The organism is Oceanibium sediminis, assembly GCF_003265325.1.
Lineage (GTDB): Bacteria > Pseudomonadota > Alphaproteobacteria > Rhodobacterales > Rhodobacteraceae > Halovulum > Halovulum sediminis.
In genome coordinates this window covers 53,747-68,955 of sequence record NZ_QGNX01000002.1, presented here as the reverse complement: position 1 = coordinate 68,955, position 15,209 = coordinate 53,747, and the positions used below count along the sequence as shown (strand labels likewise).

Genomic DNA, 15,209 nt, shown 5'->3' with positions numbered 1-15,209 from the left:
GCTGTTGTGTTGCGTGCGAGCCCCCTTGGGCCCCGGCGCCGCGCGGGTGGGGGCGTTGTGCTGCCTCCGGCGGGGATATTTGGGGACTTTGGAGGGGGGTGTCGCGCCCTGTGGGCGGCTGGCCCTTCCATCCCCGGGCAAGCCGGAGTAGGGGAAAGGGGGCCGCGCAGAGGTGAGAGATGGCGTTATTCAGCAAGCTCAAGGATCGGTTGTTCAAGTCGTCCTCCAAGCTCGAAGAGGGGTTGGAGGCGCTGGTGGACGAGGCGTCTGCGCCCGAACCGGCCGAACCATCGGCACAGGGGCAGGCGTCTGAGGCCGCCCCGGTCGAGATGCCCGTTCCCGAAGTGGTGCCCGAGGCGGCGCCGGAGCCTGCGCGCCCGGGTCTTCTTGGGCGCATGGTGGGGCGCGCCGCGCCCGAGCGCAGCCGGGTGCTTGACGATGCGATGCTCGAAAGCCTGGAGGAGGTGCTGATCCAGTCCGACATGGGCGTGGAGACGGCGCTGAAGGTTGCGTCGAACATGGCCGAGGGGCGGTTTGGCCGCCGGTTGAGTGTCAGCCAGATCCAGGAGCTTCTGGCGGCGGAGATCGAGGCGATCCTCGAGCCGGTGGCGCGGCCGATGCCGCTTTATCGCAAGACGCCGCAGGTCGTGCTTGTCGTCGGGGTGAACGGTTCCGGCAAGACCACCACCATCGGCAAGCTGGCGAGCCAGTTCAAGGCGGCGGGCAAATCGGTGGTGATTGCCGCGGGCGACACGTTCCGCGCCGCCGCGGTGGAGCAGTTGCAGGTCTGGGGGCAGCGCGCCGGCGTGCCGGTTATGACCGCGGCCGAGGGCTCGGACCCGGCAAGCCTGGCCTTCGAGGCGCTGGCCAGGGCCGAGGCCGAGGGCGCCGATCTGCTGATGATCGACACCGCCGGTCGCTTGCAGAACCGCAAGGACCTGATGGAGGAACTGGCCAAGATCGTGCGCGTCTTGCGCAAGCGCGATCCCGAGGCGCCGCACAACACGCTCTTGGTTCTGGATGCCACCACCGGGCAGAACGCGCTGGAGCAGGTGCGCATCTTTCAGCAGGTGGCGGATGTTTCCGGCCTGGTGATGACCAAGCTCGACGGGACGGCGAAGGGCGGCGTCCTGGTGGCGCTGGCGGATCGCTTCGGCTTGCCGATCCATGCGATTGGCGTGGGCGAGCAGATCGACGACCTGGCCCCTTTCGATCCGCAGGATTTCGCGCGCGCGCTGACCGGCGCGGGAAGCTGACAGGCGATGGCCGGCGCCGTGCATCTGCGCGCTGCCCGACGCGAGGACGCGCGCGCGCTGGCGCTTCTTGTGGATATCGCGGGCGAGGGATTGCCCCGCATCGTCTGGGAGGGGATGCGCGAACCGGGTGAGGGCATCTTCGACGTGGGAGAGCGCCGCGCCGCGCGCGAAGAGGGCAGCTTTTCCTACCGCAACGCCATCGTGGCCGAGGACGACGGCGGCGTGCTGGCCGCGCTGGTCGGCTACCCCCTGGCGGAAACCCCAGACCCCGTGGATCCAGAGGATATTCCGGCCCTGTTCCGCCCGCTTCAGGCGTTGGAGGACCTGGCCGGTGGTACATGGTACATCAACGTGCTCGCGAGTTTTCCCGAGGCGCGCAACAGGGGACTTGGCGCCCGGCTGATAGATGCGGCGCGCGCCGCCGCGCGGGACTGCGGCTGCGAGCGGATGAGCCTGATCGTGCAGGACGCGAACCCCGCCCGCCGGCTCTATGCGCGCGCGGGGTTCAGCGATGTCGCCCGCCGCCCCATCGTGCGGGAGGGCGGCTGGGACTGTCCCGGGCAGGACTGGGTCCTGCAGATCGCGGATGTCTGACGTGAACGCCCCGGCGCGGTTGACCGCGCGTCCCGCGATCCATGGGTGAGTGGCTTGCCTCCATCGCCGGAACGCCCGAGGGGCATCGGCTGGCGCTGATCCTCGCGCTGACCTCGGCCGTGTCGCATGCGGTGTTCGGGGCGTTGCAGAAGTGGCGCTTCGACCCCTGGCTGACGCGGGGCGCGATCGATGTCTTCTACTGCCTCGGCGCGTTGCCGGTCGCGATTTTCGGCTTTGGTCTGCCCGATCCCGGCGTCGCGGTCTTCATGCTCGGCGTTTTCGTGGTGCATTTCGCCTACAAATACGTGCTTGCCATGGCTTATGAGCGGGCAGCCTACACGGTGGTTTACCCGGTCGTGCGGGGTACCGGGCCGCTGGTGACGGTGCTGCTGGCCTGGGCCGTGTTCGGAGAGGTGTTCGCCCCCCTGCAATGGGGCGGGGTGCTGCTGCTGTCGGGGGGGATCTTCGGGCTGGCGCTATACAACCTCAGCCGCACGACGGTGGACCGGCACGTGTTGCGCGCGGCCCTGGCGCTGGCGTTTCTGACTGGCGTGATCGTGGCGCTTTATACGGTGTACGATGCCTATGGCATTCGGATGGTCGAAAACCCGTTCGAGTTCCTGGCTTGGTTCTTCGTGGTGGATGGGCTGGCGTTCCCCTTCCTTGCGCTGCGGCGCTGGAACCGGATGAGCGAGCGCCCCTCACCACTGCCGCTGCTGGCGCGGGGTTTCCTGGCGGCGCTGATTGCTTATGTCAGCTTCGGCTGCGTGATGATGGCGACACGCCTCGACAAGGTGGGTGAGGCGGCGGTATTGCGCGAGACCTCGACCGTGTTCGCGGCGCTGATCGGCTGGCTGTTCCTGAAGGAAACCGTCGGCCCGGTGCGCACGGCGCTGATGGTTCTGATCGCGGCAGGCGCCGTGGTCGTCGAATTTGGAGGATGAGAGAGCAGTATGACTAAGAAAGAGCTGTCACCGGGGGTGAAGAGCGCGCTGGAACTGGGGCCGGTGCTGATCTACCTCGCGGCGTATTTCTGGTTCAAGGACCGCCCCGTCACCTTCGCAGGCGAGGAGTACAGCGGCATCGTCGTGGCGATGGCGATCTTCGTGCCGCTCAGCATCCTAGGGCTCGGGGTGTCCTATGCCCTGACCGGCACCGCGAGCCGCATGGCGGTGTTCACCGTGGTGATGGTGATGGTCTTTGGCGGGCTGACGGTCTGGCTGAACAACGAGACCTTCGCGATGATGCGCCCGACGGTGGTCTATGGCTTCTTCGCGGTGGTGCTCGGGGTCGGGCTATATGTGCTGGGGCGCAGCTATCTGCAATTCCTCATGGGCCCGGTGCTGCCGTTGACTGACGAGGGTTGGCGGCTGTTCACCCGCAACTGGATCGCCTTTTTCGTCTTCATGGCTCTGTTCAACGAATTCGTCTGGCGCGTGCTGGGGGAAACCGCCTGGGTCTGGCTTGACACGGTGGGGCAGTTCCTGCTGACGCTGGTGTTCCTGGTGACGCAGGCCCCGGTGCTGATGCGCCACGGGCTGGACGAGGACAAGGATCGCCAGGGCTGAGACCGGGGCGGTATGACCCGCCCCGCAACCGGAAGGAAAGGGGCAAGACATGAAAGCAGTCGGATACGAAGCACCGGGTCCTATCGAGCGGGACGGCGCGCTGATCGATTTCGAGACCGAGACGCCGACCCCCACGGGGCGCGATCTGCTGGTCAGGGTGGCCGCCGTCTCGGTCAACCCGGTGGACACCAAGGTGCGCAAGGGCCGCCCGACGGAATGCGCGGGGCCGCGAATCCTCGGCTGGGACTGCGCGGGCGAGGTCGTTGGCCTAGGCCCCGATGCCAGCGCGTTCGCGGTCGGCGATGCGGTCTGGTACGCGGGCGCGATCAACCGCCAGGGAACCAACGCGGAATACCACCTGGTGGATGAGCGGATCGTGGGGCGCAAGCCCGCCTCCGTCAGCAATGCCGAGGCGGCGGCGCTGCCGCTGACCACGCTGACCGCGCATGAGATGCTGTTCGACCGCCTGCGCGTGCTTGACCCGGTGCCCGGCGCGGCACCCGCCGTGCTGATCATCGGCGGGGCAGGGGGCGTCGGCTCCATCGCGATCCAGCTGTTGCGGGCGAAGACCGACCTGCGCGTGATCGCGACCGCCTCGCGCGATGAAACGAAGGCATGGGTGCGGGATCTTGGCGCGCATCACGTGATCGATCACAGCCAGCCGCTGGCGGAGCAGGTCGCGGCGCTGGGGATGGGCCAGCCGGGGTTCGTGTTCTCGACCAACCAGACCGGCGCCTATATCGAAGAGGTCGCGGAGCTGATCGCGCCGCAGGGGCGTTTCGGGCTGATCGACGATCCCGAGGGGCTGGACATCATGCCTTTCAAGACCAAGGCGATTTCCACCCATTGGGAGATGATGTTCACTCGCCCGGTCTTTGCCACGCCGGACATGCATATCCAGGGGCAGATCCTGACCGAAGTGGCCGGGCTGCTGGACGCGGGCAAGCTGCGGTCCACCGCGACCGAGGTGCTGGGGGCGATCAACGCCGCCAACCTGACCCGGGCGCACAAGGCGTTGGAAAGCAACACGGTGCGCGGCAAGCTGGTGCTGGAGGGCTTCTAGGGGCTGGTCGGCGGCCTGCTGGCCCCGGTCCCGCGCGGCTTTACTCGGTGAGCAGGGGCGCGAAACGGCGCTCGAATATCTCGGGCGTGACGGGCCCCGGATAGCGCAGCAGCACCTTGCCCTCCGCGTCGATCACGAAGGTTTCGGGAACGCCGTAGAGGCCCCAGTCGATGCCCTTGCGCCCGGTGGTGTCCGCGCCGACGGCGGTATAGGGGTTGCCGAGCTCGTCGAGGAAGCCCCGCGCCGCCGCGGGCTGATCCTTGTAGTTGACGCCGATGATCGTCACGCCGGAATCCGCAAGCTGCATCAGCAGCGGATGCTCGATCCGGCAGGGCGCGCACCAGCTGGCCCAGAAGTTGACCAGCTTGACGCCCTCGGCCGTCAGCATGTCATCGCTCGGCGCGGGCCAGTCCGCGCCCTCGATCGGGGGCAGGGCGATGGCCGGTGCGGTCCGCCCGGCAAAGGCGCTGGGCAGTTCGTCGGGGGATTCGCGGTTAAGCCCGGCATAGAAGGCCCCGGCCAGGCCCAGGAAGGCCAGCGGCGGGACGAGCAGAAGCCAGTTGAAGCGGCGTTTCTTCTCAGTCATTCGGGATGCCCCCGTTGCGCGCCTCGGCTGCGGCCAGCGCTTTTTTCGCGCGCGCGGCGCGCAGAAGCGTCAGGGCGACGAGTCCGCCGAGCAGCGCGAAGCTGATGCCATAGGCCCCGAGGACCGCGCCCGCGTAGGTTCCGAGATCAGGCACGGGCCGTCCCCCTCTGGTCGAGCGCTGCGGCGCGGCGCAGCCGGATTTCCGTGCGAGTGCGGATCAGCACCAGCACCACGAACAGCAGCACGAACCCCGCGATGGACAGGAGCAGTGGCTGGTAGAAGACGTCGGCGACGTTTTCTTCCTTGTCCAGCGACAGGGACGCGCCCTGGTGCAGCCCCTGGTTCCAGAACAGCACCGCGTAACGCGACAGCAGCGCAAAGACCGAGCCGACCATGCACAGCGCCGCCGTCAGGTCTGCTGCTTTCTCGCTGTCCTCGACCGCCTCCCAGAGGGCGATGTAGCCGAGGTAGAAGACGAAGAGGATCAGGAAGGAGGTCAGGCGCGGATCCCAGGCCCACCAGGTGCCCCACATCGGTTGCCCCCAGATCGCCCCGGTGGCCAGCGCGACCAGCGTGAAGGTGGCCCCGACAGGCGCCGCGGCGCGCGCCGCGAGGGCCGAGACATGGTGGCGGCGGATGAACCAGATGAGCGAGGCGACGAGCATCATGATCCAGGCGTTGATCGCCATCAGGGCCGCGGGCACGTGCAGGTAGATGATCTTGACCGTGCTGCCCTGCTGGTAGTCGTCCGGCGTGAAGAAGAACCCCCAGACCAGCCCCGCGGCCAGGCTGACGGCCGCAAGGGCGGACAGCACGGGCAGCACGCGCCCTGACAGGCGCATGAACTCGACCGGGTTTGCGTATCTCCATACTGACATGCGCTCAGAGGTAGAGCGGTTTGTCGGGGGGTGCAATGGTCGCGCGGTCACGGGTGCGTCGGGTGGGCCAAAGGTCGCAGATTGCGGGCGCGGCGCAGGTGGGTTTGGCGCTGTGACTGAGTATTTTTAGAGTAAAGTAGGGTTCAGCGCAGCTGGATCGCGAGGATGCGCGCCGTGGCGAAGGGGGTGGCGGCGGCGATGGCGAGCGTCAGCGCTGCCGAGAGCGCGAGTGCCGGCACCGGGTCCTGCCCGTCGGCCGCCGCGATGGCGGACCGGGCGCCGAAGATCAGCGTCGGGATGTAGAGGGGCAGCGTCAGCACGCCCGTCAGCAGCCCGCCCCGGCGCAGGCCCAGGGTCAGCGCCGCGCCGATGGTGCCGATCATGCTGAGCGCCGGCGTGCCGATGAGCAGCCCCGCGACCAGCCAGGGGTAGGCCGAGGCGGGCAGGTTCAGCGTTACCGCGAGCAGGGGCGCGATGAGTGTCAGGGGCAGCCCCGTGGTCAGCCAGTGCGCGAGGGCCTTGAGCGCGACGACCGCCTCCATCGGCAGGGGCGAGAGGGCCAGCGCGTCGAGGCTGCCATCCTCGAAGTCGGTCTGGAACAGCCGGTCCAGCGTCATCAGGCAGGACAGCAGCGCCGCGATCCACAGGGTGCCGGGGGCGACGCCCGCCAGCCGGTCCGGGGCGGGGCCGATGCCGAAGGGGACCAGCAGCACCACGATCAGGAAGAAGACGAGGCCTTGCGGCGCTCCGCCCCCCGCGCGCAGGGCGAGGGTGAGTTCCCGGGCCAGCAGCGCGCGCATCAGTGGAACGATCCGGCGAGGAAGGGGTCCGCGCTTTCCGGAGTGGCCGCCGGCGCAGGGGAGAGGCCCAGCGTGTCCACGGGGATCGGCAGCGGCTGGTGCGTGGCGATCAGCGCCATGCCGCCCCCGGAGAGGTGGTGCTCCAGCACCGAGGCGAGGCGCGCCACGCTTGCCGTGTCGAGCGCCGTCGTCGGCTCGTCCATCAGCCAGAGCCGCGCGCGGCTGACGCAGAGGCGCGCCAGCCCGGCGCGGCGTTTCTGTCCTGCGGACAGGCGCGCCGCGGGGCGGTCGGCGAGGTCCGTGAGCTGGAACGCCTCGAGCGCCGGGGCGATATCCGCGCAGTCCTCCAGCGCAGCCCAGAAGCGCAGGTTCTCGGCCACGCTGAGCGCGGGTTTCAGCGCGTCGAGGTGGCCGGTGTAGATCAGCGCGCCTTCCAGCGCGCCAAGCGGCTGCCCGTCCAGCGTCACCCGCCCCCCGGCCAGCGGGGCCAGCCCGGCGAGGCTGCGCAGCAGCGTCGTCTTGCCGATCCCGTTGGGCCCCGTCAGTTGCGTGGCGCGCCCCGGTTCAAGGCGGAAGCCGGCCGGCGCAAACAGGGTTTGGCCGCCGCGCTGGCAGGTGATATCGGTGGCAACAAGGGTCATGCCTATCCCATAGGCCACCTGAGCGCGCGGCGCAAAGGGCCTTCGCGCGGTGGCGATCCAATTACTGTATGCAATGGTACACTTTGCCCTTCAATCCCGTGGACCCATGGTGTAGGATGCGCGCGACATCCAGACATGGACAGCCATCCGAACCTTTCAGGAGGACCCAATGAGCATTACCGTCGGAACCGACAGCGCCAAGACCCGCCGCTCGCTGAGCGTGGGCGATCAGACCGTCGCCTATTACTCGATCCCCGCCGCCGAGGCCGCGGGCCTGGGCGACTTCTCCAAGCTGCCTGCCGCGCTGAAGGTGGTGCTGGAGAACATGCTGCGTTTCGAGGACGGCAAGACGGTTACGCAGGACGACATCAAGGCGTTTTCCGAATGGGCGGACAAGGGCGGCAAGAACCCGCGCGAGATCGCCTATCGCCCCGCCCGGGTGCTGATGCAGGACTTCACCGGCGTGCCCGCTGTGGTCGATCTGGCCGCCATGCGTGACGCCATGGTCGCGCTCGGGGGCGATCCCGAAAAGATCAACCCGCTGAACCCGGTCGACCTGGTCATCGACCACTCGGTGATGGTGGATGAGTTCGGCAACGCGCGCGCCTTCAAGATGAACGTCGAGCGCGAGTACGAGAGGAACGGCGAGCGTTACGAGTTCCTGAAATGGGGGCAGGGCGCCTTCAACAACTTCCGCGTCGTGCCGCCCGGCACCGGCATCTGTCACCAGGTGAACTTGGAGTACCTGGGCCAGACGGTCTGGACCGACACCGACCAGAACGGAGAGACGGTCGCCTATCCCGACACGCTGGTCGGCACCGACAGCCACACCACCATGGTCAACGGCCTGGCGATCCTGGGCTGGGGCGTTGGCGGGATCGAGGCCGAGGCCGCGATGCTGGGCCAGCCGGTGTCCATGCTGATCCCCGAAGTCGTCGGCTTCCGCCTGGACGGCGCGCTGGTCGAGGGCGTGACCGCAACCGACCTGGTGCTGCGCGTGGTGGAGATGCTGCGTGAGCATGGCGTCGTGGGTAAATTCGTCGAATTCTACGGCGACGGGCTGGACAACCTGCCGCTGGCGGACCGCGCGACCATCGCCAACATGGCGCCGGAATACGGCGCGACCTGCGGCTTCTTCCCGGTGGATGACGAAACCCTGCGCTACCTGCGCGTTTCGGGCCGTTCGGAGGACCGGATCGCGCTGGTCGAAGCCTATGCCAAGGAGAACGGTTTCTGGCGCGGTGCGGATTACGCGCCGATCTATTCCTCGTCGCTGGATCTGGACATGGGCACCGTCGAGCCGGCGATCTCGGGCCCGAAACGTCCGCAGGACCGGATCGTGCTGAGCCAGGCCGCGAAAGCCTTTGGTGAGGTCGTGAAGGGCCACCGCCCCGACGCCAGCGCCGCGCGCAAGGCCGACTGGGCGGCTGAGGGGGGCGCAACCGCCCCCGCGCATATCCCCGGCGACAACGGCCATCACAGCAGCGTGAAGGTGGAAGGTGAGGACTACACCATCCACGACGGGTCTGTAGTGATCGCGGCGATCACGTCCTGCACCAACACGTCGAACCCCTACGTGATGATCGGTGCCGGGCTCGTTGCGCGCAAGGCGCGAGCCCTCGGCCTGAACCGGAAGCCCTGGGTCAAGACCTCGCTGGCGCCGGGCTCTCAGGTCGTGTCCGAATATCTTGAAGCGGCTGGCCTGCAGGAAGACCTGGACGCGCTGGGCTTCAACCTGGTCGGCTATGGCTGCACGACCTGTATCGGCAACTCCGGTCCGCTGCCCGAGGCGATCTCCAAGGCGGTGAACGAGGGCGACCTGGTCGCCACCTCCGTCCTGTCGGGGAACCGGAACTTCGAAGGCCGGGTGAACCCGGATGTGCGCGCGAACTACCTGGCCTCTCCGCCGCTGGTGGTGGCCTATGCCATCGCGGGCGACATGAACGTCGACATCACGACTGAGCCGCTCGGGCAGGACAAGGACGGCAACGATGTCTTCCTGAAGGACATCTGGCCGACCCAGAAGGAAATCGCCGACCTGGTTGAAAAGACCGTCACGCGTGAGGCGTTCCAGTCGAAATACGCCGATGTGTTCAAGGGTGACGAAGCCTGGCAGAACGTGGAAACGGTCGACGCGCTGACCTACAGCTGGCCGTCCTCCTCCACCTACGTGCAGAACCCGCCCTACTTCCAGGGCATGGGACCGGATGCCGGCACCATCGAGGACGTGAAAGGCGCGCGCATCCTGGCGCTGCTGGCGGACTCGGTGACGACGGACCACATCTCGCCCGCGGGCTCGTTCAAGGCGGATCACCCGGCGGGTGCTTACCTGATGGAGCGCCAGGTGCCGGTGCGTGAGTTCAACTCCTACGGCTCGCGCCGGGGCAACCACCAGGTGATGATGCGCGGTACATTCGCCAACATCCGTATCCGCAACGAGATGCTGGACGGTGTCGAGGGCGGCTACACCAAGGGCCCCGACGGCAGCCAGATGAGCATCTACGACGCGGCCATGGCGCACCAGGAAAACGGCACGCCGCTGGTCGTCATCGCGGGCAAGGAATACGGCACCGGCTCGTCGCGTGACTGGGCGGCGAAGGGGACGGCCCTGCTTGGCGTGAAAGCTGTCATCGCCGAAAGCTTCGAGCGTATCCACCGCTCCAACCTGGTTGGCATGGGCGTGATCCCGCTGGAGTTCACCGGTGGTGACAACCGCAAGTCGCTGAACCTGACCGGCGAGGAGGCGATCGACATCACCGGCCTGGCGGGTGAGCTGAAGCCCCTTTCGGAAGTGCCTGCCGTGATCACCTACGCCGATGGGTCGACCAAGGAAATCTCGCTGAAGTGCCGGATCGATACCGCGGTCGAGATCGAGTACGTCGAAAACGGCGGCGTGCTGCACTACGTGCTGCGCAACCTTGCCAAGTCTGCCTGATCGGCGCCGCATATAGCCAAAGAAAGGGCCCGGGGCGTGAAAACGCTCCGGGCCTTTTTCTTGTTTAGCTTTATATTTGACAACTTCGTGGCTTGCGCGCAGCCTCGGATCTGAATTTGTTAAAGGAGTTCGAATGAGCGACCATATTGAGGCTAAATTATTAGAAGCCATCAGGTCTCTGGGTCAGCCACAACATAAAGCACTCCGTATTCTGACAGAGGCAATCCTAGAGATTCATAAGGATACGGCCGCGATGCGGCGTGACGTGGAGTTGCTGCACAATAAGCTGCAACCTATTCTCCGAGCCATGAACGAGGAAGGGAAGGTCCAAGTGTACTCGAGTAAATTTGAAGGAAATTCATAGTCGATTGTTTATCTCTACGATTATCTAGAATGATCAGATCGACCACGCTCTGATTGGGTTGGATACAACTCCGGCAGTCGATCCGGACCGGGACCAACCGGGCATTTCGTTCTCCTCATCAGTAAGTTTGGCGCCGCGCTCAGATCGATCCGGCTTCGACCATGTAGTTGTTCGCGGTGCACATCGCCGCGTCGTCGGAGGCCAGGAAAAGCACCATCCGCGCGACATAGACCGGGTCGATCAGGTCCGGCAGGCACTGGCGCTTCTGGTGCGCCTCCAATGCCTCGGGCGTGGCCCAGAGTTCTTTTTGCCGCTCGGTCATGATCCAGCCCGGCACGACGGTGTTGACCCGGATACGGTGGCCGCCAAGGTCGCGCGCCATGGTGCGGGTCAGGCCGTGGACCGCCGCTTTCGCGGTGGTATAGGCCGGGAACCCGCCACCCGCCTCCCACCAGCTGTTGGAGCCGAGGTTGATGATGGAGCCGCCCCCCGCCGCGATCATCCCGGGGGCCACGGCCTGGATCGCGAAGAACATGTGCCGCAGGTTCGTGTGCATCCGCTCGTCCCAGTAATCGGGGGTGACCTCGGCCCAGTTGTGCCGGTCGTCCCGCGCGGCGTTGTTCACCAGCGCGGTGAACGGCCCGCAGCTTTCGGCCAGACCGGCGATGGCGTCCTGCATGGCTGGAATGTCGCGCAGATCGCACAGCGCATGCGCTGCGCCCGTGGCGTCGGACACAGCGGCGCTTGCATCGGCGTCACGATCCAGGAACGCCACGCGCGCGCCCTGGGCGGCGAATGCCTCGACCGTCAGCGCGCCGATCCCGGACGCGCCGCCGGTGACAAGAACGGCTTTGCCGCGCAGTGAAGGGTAGGTGGCAAACTCGGTCATGGCTGTTCCTTTTCGCGATTTCCTGACGCTCCGTGCTTGCACGGATCCCTTGGCTGGGCAAGGCTGCGCCATGCCCCGCGTCGGCGCAGCCTGCCGCGCGAACGGGCGCGGGGGGCTTGCCGTATCGGCGGCTTTGCGGGCACAACCGCGGGAACAGGGATCACGGGAGCATTTAAAATGACGCAGGAAACCATCGGATTCGTGGGCGTCGGCCTTATGGGCCACGGCATGGCGAAGAACCTTCTGGCGGGGGGCTACCCGCTGACGGTGATCGCCCATCGCAACCGCGCCCCGGTCGAGGACCTCGTCTCGCGCGGGGCGCGGGAGGCGGACACGCTGGGCGCGCTCGGCGCGGTGTCGAGCATCGTCTTCATCTGCGCCCCCGGCTCCCCCCAGGTGGAGGCGATCGTGGCCGAACTGGCCGAGACCATGGCCGAGGGCGGGGTCATCGTGGATTGCTCGACCTCCGATCCGAGCTCGACCCTAAAGCTTGCCGGGATGTTGCGCGACAAGGACCTGCACCTGGCCGACGCGCCCTTGGGCGGCACCCCCGTCCAGGCGGAGGCGGGCGAGCTGGCGGCGATGGTCGGGGCGGACGCGGCCATCTACCAGCGGCTGGAGCCGGTGATCGGCTGCTGGGCGGGCCCGATGGTCAACATCGGCCCCGTGGGTGACGGGCACAAGATGAAACTGCTGAACAACTTTCTCAGCCTCGGCTACGCGGCGCTCTATTCCGAGGCGCTGGCGCTGGGCGAAAAGGTCGGCATCACCACCGAACGCTTCGACAGCGTGATCCGGGGCAGCCGCATGGACTGCGGCTTCTACCAGACATTCATGGGCTACGCGGTGGAGGGCAACCGCGAGGCGCACAAGTTCACCCTGACCAACGCGCTGAAGGATCTCGGCTATCTGGAAAGCATGGCGGGGGCGGCCAATGTCGCGAACCCCGTAGGCAACGCCGCGAAGAACAGTTTCGCACTGGCGGTTTCCGCGGGGGGCGGCGGGCCGCAGGATTACGTGCCGCACCTGGTGGATTATGTCGCCGCGCGCAACGGGATGAAACGCTGAGCGTGGCCTTCCTGCCCCTGTTCACACAGTGCGCGTGTTGCGATTGAACACGCCTCTGGCAGAAACGGCTCGCAATAGGTTTACTGGTCTTGAGCGTGCCGCCGGGGTAGGGGAAAGCGACAGGAAAGAGCAGGTGGTGAATGCGTAGATCCTTGTTGCTTGTTGCGATAGCGGCTTTCGCGGTGTCGGTTTACGGGCAAGCGGGCCGGGCCGGATCCCCGGTGCTGGTGGAGTTGTTCACGTCGCAGGGCTGTTCGAGCTGCCCGCCCGCGGACAAGCTTCTGGGCGAACTCGCAGAGCGTCCGGATGTCGTCGCGCTGGCCTATCACGTGGACTATTGGGATTACCTCGGCTGGAAGGACACCTTCGCCCAGCCCGCCTTTTCAGAGCGTCAGCGCAGTTATTCCAGCCGCGTCGATCGCCAGTACATCAAGCGACGCCTGCGCGGCAGTTTCACCCCGGAAATCGTCGTCCAGGGCAGCGACAGCCTGATCGGCAGCGCCGCACCGATCGTCACCCGCCGGATCGAGGCGCACGCCGCCGCGCCCAACCTGGCCGAGATCGTGCTGCGCGCGGAGGGCGGCGACCTTGTCGTCACGCTCATTCGGGGCAGCGGCGCGGCGATGGACACCAGCGTCATGCTGGCCCGCATCCGCCCCCGGATCGATGTCACGATCGAAAAGGGCGAGAATGCCGGGCGCACCATCACCTACCACAATGTCGTCACCGACCTTTCGCTGGCCGGGCGCTGGAACGGAAAATCCGACAAGACGCTGATCATGGCCGGTGTGGACGGCCCCGCCGTCGTGTTCCTGCAAAGCGGCACCGCCGGGCCGGTGATCGCCGCGGCACAGACCGACTGAGAGCCCGCCTCGGCGGGCAGGGACGCTTAGCGGCGGCGGTCCTTCGGTTCCGCCCAGCGGCGATGCAGCCAGTACCATTGCTCGGGGCATTCCCGCACACGCGCGGCCAGGCTGTCGTTGGCGGCGCGGGTCATGGTCACCGCGTCCGTATGGGGGATCGGCGGCTCCACTTCGACGCGGAAGCTGATCTGGTCGGGCTGGCGGATGCCATAGGCGGGGACGAAGGGCAGCTTCAGCTTCAGGGCCAGCGCGGCAAGGCCCGTCGCGGTCCAGGCCGGTTGCCCGAGGAAGTCGATCCGCTCACCGTCGAAGGCCTTCTGGTCGAGCATCACGGCGGCGAACCCCCCGCGAGAGACGTGGCGGATCATCGCGCGCATGCCCTTTGCTCCCTTCGGGAACAGCGGTTTGCCGCAAGCCTCGAACTGGGGGATCTGATCGGCGTTGAAGAAGCGGTTGTTGTGCTCGCGAAAGATGCCGCCGGTTTCCATCCCCAGCGCCTTCATCCCGGCGCGGGCGGCGTCCCACTGGCCGTAGTGCCCCGACACCAGCAGCGCGCCGCGCCCATCGGCCTTGGCGGCACGCAGCGCGGCCAGCCCCTCGTCCCCGGTGACGGGGATCTCGCCGGCGGCGGCGGCGGCCATGATGCGGGTGTTGCGACGCATCTCGAAGAAGACGCGGCCGACGTTGCCGGCATTGGCATGCAGGATCCGCGCCCGTTCCGCGGCGGGAAGGTCGGGCCAGACATGGTCCAGGTTGTCAGTGATGCGCCGGCGCAGGGCAGGGGTGTTCAGGATGATCCGCCGCGCCGCCCAGGCGGCAAAAGCCCCGCGCGCGGCGGGGCTGAGGGGGCGGGTCGCCTGGTCGGCGATCCGCAGCGGCAGGTTTTCCAGGTAGTCCCCGATCAGGCTTTGTCCGGACATGGTGATTTCCTTGCTGCCGCGCCCCTCGGGGTCGGGCGCGGCGCCCGTTGTGACGTCAGTTCTTCAGCGGGTTGATCATCATGACCATCTGACGGCCTTCCATCTTGGGCATCGACTCGACCTTACCCAATTCGGCGGTGTCGCCAGCGACACGTTCCAGCAGGCGTCGGCCAAGTTCCTGGTGCGCCATTTCGCGGCCCCGGAAACGCAGGGTGACCTTGACCTTGTCGCCACTCTCGAGAAACCGGACCACGTTGCGCATCTTGACGTCGTAGTCGTGGGTATCCGTATTCGGACGGAACTTCACTTCCTTGACCTCGATGATCTTCTGCTTCTTGCGCGCCTCGGATTCCTTCTTCTGCTGTTCGTACTTGAACTTGCCGAAGTCCATGATCTTGCAGACGGGCGGGTTGGCGTTTGGCGAAATCTCCACCAGGTCCAGGCCGGCCTCCTCTGCGAGTTCAAGCGCGCGGGATGGGGTTTGAACGCCGAGGTTCTCACCTTCGGCACCGATGAGTCTGATTTCCGTGGCACGGATCCGGCGATTGACTCGGGGTCCGTCGTCGCGCGTCGGGGGCGCTTGGTGTGGTCTGCGGGCTATGGCCGAAGCATCCTTCTGTTGTTTCCGTATCGAATAACGAATTATGGGCGCAAAAGGTTGCGCCCGGACGGGAATATAGTTCGTTCCGGCGGGCTTTGAAAGGGTGATTGCCACGGTGCGGGGGCCGTGCGCCGCTGTCTGGTACGAATTTTGGCCGCTCCGTGGCCTGCGGGGCGGTGAATC

Annotated in this window: 17 protein-coding genes; 9 read left to right on the top strand and 8 right to left on the bottom strand. The window is 66.8% G+C overall.

From position 1 onward, the window contains the following. Window positions 1-179 precede the first annotated feature (179 nt). The 5 genes from ftsY to DJ029_RS05740 are packed head-to-tail and all read left to right on the top strand — an operon-like array spanning window position 180 to window position 4,481. Window positions 180-1,256: a signal recognition particle-docking protein FtsY gene (gene ftsY / locus DJ029_RS05760; protein ID WP_112321415.1), complete on the top strand. Its 1,077-nt coding sequence runs from the start codon at window positions 180-182 to the stop codon at window positions 1,254-1,256. Window positions 1,257-1,262: 6 nt separating this feature from the next. Next, window positions 1,263-1,850, top strand: a complete 588-nt coding sequence (locus tag DJ029_RS05755; protein ID WP_112321414.1) for a GNAT family N-acetyltransferase — start codon at window positions 1,263-1,265, stop codon at window positions 1,848-1,850. A 41-nt stretch (window positions 1,851-1,891) separates the two neighbouring features. Beyond that, window positions 1,892-2,794, top strand: a complete 903-nt coding sequence (locus DJ029_RS05750; protein WP_112321413.1) for a DMT family transporter — start codon at window positions 1,892-1,894, stop codon at window positions 2,792-2,794. A 9-nt stretch (window positions 2,795-2,803) separates the two neighbouring features. Continuing rightward, window positions 2,804-3,418 carry an inner membrane-spanning protein YciB gene (locus DJ029_RS05745; RefSeq protein ID WP_112321412.1) on the top strand — a complete coding sequence of 205 codons (615 nt, stop codon included), beginning with the start codon at window positions 2,804-2,806 and terminating at the stop codon, window positions 3,416-3,418. Between the two features lie 49 nt (window positions 3,419-3,467). After that, window positions 3,468-4,481, top strand: a complete 1,014-nt coding sequence (locus tag DJ029_RS05740; protein WP_112321411.1) for a zinc-binding alcohol dehydrogenase family protein — start codon at window positions 3,468-3,470, stop codon at window positions 4,479-4,481. Between the two features lie 40 nt (window positions 4,482-4,521). On the opposite strand, the gene DJ029_RS05735 is transcribed toward DJ029_RS05740, so the two are convergent. The 5 genes from DJ029_RS05735 to ccmA form a co-directional block, all read right to left on the bottom strand. Further along, window positions 4,522-5,067, bottom strand: coding sequence for a DsbE family thiol:disulfide interchange protein (locus DJ029_RS05735; RefSeq protein WP_112321410.1), 546 nt, complete (start codon window positions 5,065-5,067; stop codon window positions 4,522-4,524). Continuing rightward, window positions 5,060-5,221 (bottom strand): heme exporter protein CcmD, encoded by a 162-nt coding sequence (gene ccmD / locus DJ029_RS05730; RefSeq protein ID WP_112321409.1) that lies wholly within the window; start codon window positions 5,219-5,221, stop codon window positions 5,060-5,062. The genes DJ029_RS05735 and ccmD overlap by 8 nt, the downstream gene beginning before the upstream one ends. Then, window positions 5,214-5,945, bottom strand: coding sequence for a heme ABC transporter permease (locus tag DJ029_RS05725; protein WP_112321408.1), 732 nt, complete (start codon window positions 5,943-5,945; stop codon window positions 5,214-5,216). The genes ccmD and DJ029_RS05725 overlap by 8 nt, the downstream gene beginning before the upstream one ends. 143 nt (window positions 5,946-6,088) lie before the next feature. Next, entirely contained in the window at window positions 6,089-6,745 is a 657-nt protein-coding gene (ccmB, locus tag DJ029_RS05720; RefSeq protein WP_112321407.1) for a heme exporter protein CcmB, read from the bottom strand. Next, a complete protein-coding gene (gene ccmA / locus DJ029_RS05715) occupies window positions 6,745-7,386 on the bottom strand; it encodes a heme ABC exporter ATP-binding protein CcmA (protein WP_112321982.1) in 642 nt (213 codons plus the stop codon). Before ccmA ends, ccmB begins: the two co-directional genes overlap by 1 nt. Before the next feature lie 169 nt (window positions 7,387-7,555). On the opposite strand from ccmA, the gene acnA reads away from it, so the two are divergent. After that, entirely contained in the window at window positions 7,556-10,321 is a 2,766-nt protein-coding gene (gene acnA / locus DJ029_RS05710) for an aconitate hydratase AcnA (RefSeq protein ID WP_112321406.1), read from the top strand. A 133-nt stretch (window positions 10,322-10,454) separates the two neighbouring features. Further along, on the top strand, window positions 10,455-10,685 hold the full coding sequence (locus DJ029_RS05705) for a hypothetical protein (protein WP_112321405.1): 231 nt from the start codon (window positions 10,455-10,457) through the stop codon (window positions 10,683-10,685). Window positions 10,686-10,824: 139 nt separating this feature from the next. On the opposite strand, the gene DJ029_RS05700 is transcribed toward DJ029_RS05705, so the two are convergent. Beyond that, entirely contained in the window at window positions 10,825-11,574 is a 750-nt protein-coding gene (locus DJ029_RS05700) for an SDR family NAD(P)-dependent oxidoreductase (protein ID WP_112321404.1), read from the bottom strand. Window positions 11,575-11,751: 177 nt separating this feature from the next. Between DJ029_RS05700 and DJ029_RS05695 the strand changes: the two genes are divergently transcribed. Together DJ029_RS05695 and DJ029_RS05690 are read left to right on the top strand one after the other, a co-directional pair. Beyond that, a complete protein-coding gene (locus tag DJ029_RS05695) occupies window positions 11,752-12,642 on the top strand; it encodes an NAD(P)-dependent oxidoreductase (protein WP_112321403.1) in 891 nt (296 codons plus the stop codon). 140 nt (window positions 12,643-12,782) lie between these two features. Further along, a complete protein-coding gene (locus tag DJ029_RS05690) occupies window positions 12,783-13,505 on the top strand; it encodes a DUF1223 domain-containing protein (protein WP_112321402.1) in 723 nt (240 codons plus the stop codon). A gap of 26 nt (window positions 13,506-13,531) precedes the next feature. On the opposite strand, the gene DJ029_RS05685 is transcribed toward DJ029_RS05690, so the two are convergent. Both DJ029_RS05685 and infC read right to left on the bottom strand, forming a co-directional pair. Further along, the gene (locus DJ029_RS05685; protein ID WP_112321401.1) at window positions 13,532-14,425 is read right to left on the bottom strand and encodes a lysophospholipid acyltransferase family protein; all 894 of its coding nucleotides are present in this window, start codon (window positions 14,423-14,425) and stop codon (window positions 13,532-13,534) included. Between the two features lie 55 nt (window positions 14,426-14,480). After that, a complete protein-coding gene (gene infC / locus DJ029_RS05680) occupies window positions 14,481-15,140 on the bottom strand; it encodes a translation initiation factor IF-3 (protein WP_440589709.1) in 660 nt (219 codons plus the stop codon). Between the last annotated feature and the right edge of the window lie 69 nt (window positions 15,141-15,209).